Raw genomic sequence first — 4,206 nt, 5'->3', positions numbered from 1 at the left:
GGCAGGGTGCGCGACATCCGCCGCAACGGGGCGGCGTCCCTGGACCTGTGCGCGGTCGCGGCGGGCTGGCTGGACGCGTACTTCGAGCACGGCCTGCACCGGTGGGACTGGGCCGCGGGGGCGCTGATCGCGGCGGAGGCGGGCGCGGTGGTGTCCGTGCCGGGGTCGGTGCCGGAGCTGGGCGCGGACGCGACCTACGCGGCGGCGCCGTCGATCGCGGACCCGCTGCGGAAGCTGCTGGCCGATTGCGGGGCGGGGGAGGTCTGAGGGCGGCCGGATGACAGGAATGAGTCATTCACCTCGCCGGACGACATGAATGACCCTTTCACGACATCCCCGCGAGGCCGGACCACGCGGCGGGCTTGCGGCCGGTCACCCGCTCGCCGGCGCGACTTTGCCGGGACCCTGTCGTCCGGCGTGTAGTGAATGACTCATTCATGTCGCCCAACGACATGAATGAGTCATTCACGTCGTTGGGCGGCCGGAACTGTCGGTGCCTCCCGGTAGCGTGGAGATCGGGGGCGCCCCCACGCGCGGGGGTTGTGGCGTCGGGAGCCGGGGAAGGTCAGCAGGCGACGTCGCGGGCCGAGGCCAGCAGGGTCTGGTCGATCACCGGGGCCTTCGCGCCGGCCGACTGCTCGTTGCCGCCGCCGCCCTGGTGGGTCCTGGACCAGTCGGCGAGCTGGGTGAGGATCTGGCGGGCTTCGGCGCGCGGCCGGATGTCGCCGAAGAGCGAGCCGGTCACCAGGTCGACGCTCGCGTCCTTGCGGTTGTCCTGGACCAGCTCCGCGCACGGGACCACCAGGCTCAGCGTCCGCGCCGCGGTGACGCCGTTCTCGCCGAAGCGGATCTGGCCGCGGCACTTGGCCACCCGGCCGTCGTAGGCGGGGTCGTTGGCCGGCTCGCCGGCGCCGGTGAAGCCCAGCTCCTTGAGCGCCGTGGTGGCGATGCCGCCCTGGCCGCGGGTGCTCGACGCGTTGAGGACCTTCACCGCGACCTTGTCCGGCGGGATCGGCGCGCGGTCGTCGAGGGAGTTGTGGGGGAGGGTGCTGAACGTGACACCCGGCGGCGGGCTCGCGGGCGGGTCGCACTTCACGGCCTCGTCGACGTCGCCCTTGCCGACCGCCGCGTTGATCCAGACGATGATCGCGCCGAGGGCGAGCACGCCGATGACGATCAGCGCCGGCAGCGGCTTGTGCTTGCGATACGGCCGCGCCCCACGGTCCCCGATGCCGTTCCCCGACGCCACCTGCCCGTCCCTTCCCGAACACCGAAACCGACCGTGCGAAACCCGGCACCCGTCGTGGCCGATCAGCCTAGGCGCTGCGGCCGGCGCGGCTCGTTCCGGGTCACCCCGCCGGAACGCCCGATCCCCGTGCGGCGATCGCACCACGCCCGGCCGGCCGGGGCAAGCGGACACGGGCCGCCTGTGGGGTTCTCCACCCGTGGGCAACCCGAACGGACGACAACGCGTCTTACCTGCGGGTTCCCCCTGTCGGGTGACGAATCCCCGGCAATGTCTGACTCGTTGCAGAACCGTCGCGGGCGTGAGCTACCCTTCCCGGGCTCCGGCCGCAGGAAGAGGCGCGAAAAGAAGAGACCTCGGTCACTTCGGCCGTCGGGCACAAACGAGGGCCCTGGAACGTTGACCAGCGGCACGGCGGACTCACGGGGCGACCCTGGGGTCCGGAGGAAACGAACATACAAGCTGATCGCAGGGGTGAGGGACAACATGGCTACCGACTACGACGCTCCGCGCCGCAGCGAAGCCGACGAGCTGGCCGAAGACTCGTTGGAGGAGCTCAAGGCCCGGCGGAACGAGAACCAGTCCGGCGTCGTCGACGTCGACGAGGACGCGACCGCCGAGAACTTCGAGCTGCCGGGTGCCGACCTTTCCGGGCTTTCCGGTGAGGACATGACCGTCAAGGTGGTGCCGAAGCAGGCGGACGAGTTCACCTGCTCCGTGTGCTTCCTGGTGCACCACCGCAGCCGGCTGGCCGAGGACAACGGCGGACGCCTGATCTGCCGCGACTGCGCCTGACAAGCGCGGGGGTTCTCGACAGGGGACGAACAGACGCGACGGAGAGCCTCGAGGGACCACCAAGGGGGAGGCTCGAAGCGCGCTGGGGACAAGGGGGCCGGCCGGTGGGCCGGCCCCCTTCCCATGTCCGGGGTCAGGCGCCCTTGAGCAGCTCGGCGACGCGCTCGGGGTGCCGGGTGCTGAACAGCCAGTACGGCGTCGGGTCGCTCGGGTCGGTGAGGCGGACCTTGACCACCGGGCCGACCCAGCCGCGGTGCAGCACGTAGGCGGCGGGGTCGCCGTCGCGCCCGAGCGCCTTGCGCTTGGCTTCCTTGTCGAAGATCTCCACCTCGCCGGCGTAGCGCAGCGGCAGGTGGGCGTCGCCGACCCACAGCTCCGGCTCGTCGCCGCCGGTGACGCGGACCTTCGACCGGCCCAGCGACAGCAGCAGCGCCACCACGACCGGCAGCGCGATCACGTACGGCAGCCACGCCCGGATCCCCGGGTAGCCGAGGTCGATCTCGGCCGCGAGCAGGACCGCGCCGAGCACCGGCAGCGGCCAGCCCCACCACGGGACGTACAGCCGCTCGGAGTGCCGGACCGCGGCACTAGCGGCCGTCTTCGCTGATTCACCCACGGGTAGAGAGTAATCTCGCCGCCCGTGTCCAGCGTTCAGGTACTCCTCTCCCGGCTCGACCCGGATGTCCCGCTGCCCGCCTACGCCCGACCGGGCGACGCGGGCGCCGATCTCGTCACGACCTCGGATATCGTCCTGGCACCCGGGGAACGCGGGGTGGTCGGCACCGGTGTCGCGATCGCGCTCCCGCCCGGGTACGCGGGGTTCGTCCACCCGCGCTCGGGCCTGGCCGCCCGGGTCGGGCTGTCGGTGGTGAACACCCCGGGCACGATCGACGCGGGCTACCGCGGGGAGATCAAGGTCTGCCTGATCAACCACGACCCGGTGCACCCGGTGGAGCTGACGCGCGGCGACCGCATCGCCCAGCTGGTCGTGCAGCGGGTCGAGCACGCCGAGTTCGTCGAGGTCGCCGAGCTCGACACCACCGAACGGGGTGCCGGCGGCTACGGATCCACCGGCGGACACGCCACACTGGGAGCACCGGCGCTCGCCGCGAGCGCCGGCGCGGGGGAAGGAACGGAGAAGTAGTGGGGATTTTCGGACGCAAGCGGCGGACCGAGGGCGGGTCCGCCGGCAGGCACGCCGCGCCCGAGGCCGACGACACGATCGAGGACGAGCCGTACGACGACGAGGAGTCGGAGCTTTCGGACGTTTCCGACGGCCCGTTCGACGTCGCGGACTTCGACGACGACGGCGTCCCGCGGATCGACCTCGGCTCGGTGAAGGTGCCGGTGCCCGACGGTTCCCAGGTCCAGGTCGAGATGGACCCGGAGACCGGGGGCGTGCGCGCCGTGCACGTCGTCACCGAGCAGGGCCAGATCACGGTCAGCGCCTACGCCGCGCCGCGCTCCGGCGGGCTGTGGCGCGAGGTGAGCACCGAGCTCGCCGAGCAGCTGCGGGCCGACGGCGCCAAGGTCAACATCGGCCGCGGCAAGTGGGGCCTGGAGATCTCGGCCATCGTCAACGACGTCGCGCTGCGGTTCGTCGGCGTCGACCGGCCCCGCTGGATGCTGCGCGGCGTGATCGCCGGGCCGCAGTCGGAGGCCGCGGGTGCCGTCGAGGTGCTGCGCGAGATCGTCCGCCGCACGATCGTCGACCGCGGTGACGCCCCGATGCCGGTCCGCACCCCGCTGACCATCACGCTGCCCGAGGCCGTCGCCGAGCACATCGCGGCCCAGCAGCAACAGGGCTGACGCTCATTCCGTGAAGGCCTCCTTACCGGTCATAAGTGCCGGTAAGGAGGCCTTCACGGCGTTTCGAGGGCTTTCAGGAAGGCGAGGACGGTCGCCCGGCCGAGGGACTCGCGGTCGGCGCCCAGCGCCGTGAGCGTCGTCTCGCCGAGGACGCCGCGGGGGAGTGCCGTGGCCCACTCCGATGCGACTTTCGTCGGGTGGATCGGATCGTCGGTGCAGGTGCCGATCCCGGCCGGGACGGCGAGCCGCGACAGCTCCGCGAGCGTCGGCGAGGGACGGCCCGCCGCCACGCGCAGGCTCGCCGCCAGCCCGTCGCCGTGGCGGCGCCACGCCCGGTCCAGTTCGGCCCGCAGCCA

At 72.3% G+C, this 4,206-nt stretch carries 6 protein-coding genes and 1 pseudogene; 4 read left to right on the top strand and 3 right to left on the bottom strand.

The annotated features are described in order from the left end of the window. The coding region (locus G3I65_RS23330; RefSeq protein ID WP_275940163.1) for an inositol monophosphatase family protein at positions 1-267 on the top strand (267 nt) is incomplete at its 5' end. A gap of 298 nt (positions 268-565) precedes the next feature. Here the strand turns inward: G3I65_RS23330 and cei are convergent. Continuing rightward, on the bottom strand, positions 566-1,249 hold the full coding sequence (gene cei, locus G3I65_RS23325) for an envelope integrity protein Cei (protein WP_160697999.1): 684 nt from the start codon (positions 1,247-1,249) through the stop codon (positions 566-568). A 483-nt stretch (positions 1,250-1,732) separates the two neighbouring features. On the opposite strand from cei, the gene G3I65_RS23320 reads away from it, so the two are divergent. After that, a complete protein-coding gene (locus tag G3I65_RS23320; protein ID WP_013224476.1) occupies positions 1,733-2,041 on the top strand; it encodes a DUF4193 domain-containing protein in 309 nt (102 codons plus the stop codon). A gap of 133 nt (positions 2,042-2,174) precedes the next feature. Here the strand turns inward: G3I65_RS23320 and G3I65_RS23315 are convergent, their stop codons facing one another. Further along, positions 2,175-2,657 (bottom strand): DUF3093 domain-containing protein, encoded by a 483-nt coding sequence (locus G3I65_RS23315; RefSeq protein WP_160697998.1) that lies wholly within the window; start codon positions 2,655-2,657, stop codon positions 2,175-2,177. Between the two features lie 24 nt (positions 2,658-2,681). Here G3I65_RS23315 and dut point away from each other — a divergent pair, with 24 nt between their 5' ends. Then, positions 2,682-3,185 (top strand): dUTP diphosphatase, encoded by a 504-nt coding sequence (gene dut, locus G3I65_RS23310; protein WP_125315775.1) that lies wholly within the window; start codon positions 2,682-2,684, stop codon positions 3,183-3,185. Continuing rightward, entirely contained in the window at positions 3,185-3,850 is a 666-nt protein-coding gene (locus G3I65_RS23305; protein ID WP_160697997.1) for a DUF3710 domain-containing protein, read from the top strand. The genes dut and G3I65_RS23305 overlap by 1 nt, the downstream gene beginning before the upstream one ends. A 53-nt stretch (positions 3,851-3,903) precedes the next feature. Here G3I65_RS23305 and G3I65_RS23300 read toward each other — a convergent pair. Then, positions 3,904-4,206: pseudogene (locus G3I65_RS23300) on the bottom strand (alpha/beta hydrolase); the annotation flags it as partial.

This window comes from Amycolatopsis sp. SID8362, assembly GCF_010550475.1.
In the GTDB taxonomy this organism is placed as follows: Bacteria; Actinomycetota; Actinomycetes; order Mycobacteriales; family Pseudonocardiaceae; genus Amycolatopsis; species Amycolatopsis eburnea.
The sequence above is the reverse complement of the archived record's forward strand: the minus strand, read 5'-3'. Positions and strand labels throughout refer to the sequence as shown.

Excerpts from the sequence above, each read along its gene's own strand:
- G3I65_RS23320 (WP_013224476.1), top strand. The coding sequence starts at position 1,733 with ATGGCTACCGACTACGACGCTCCGCGCCGCAGCGAAGCCGACGAGCTG.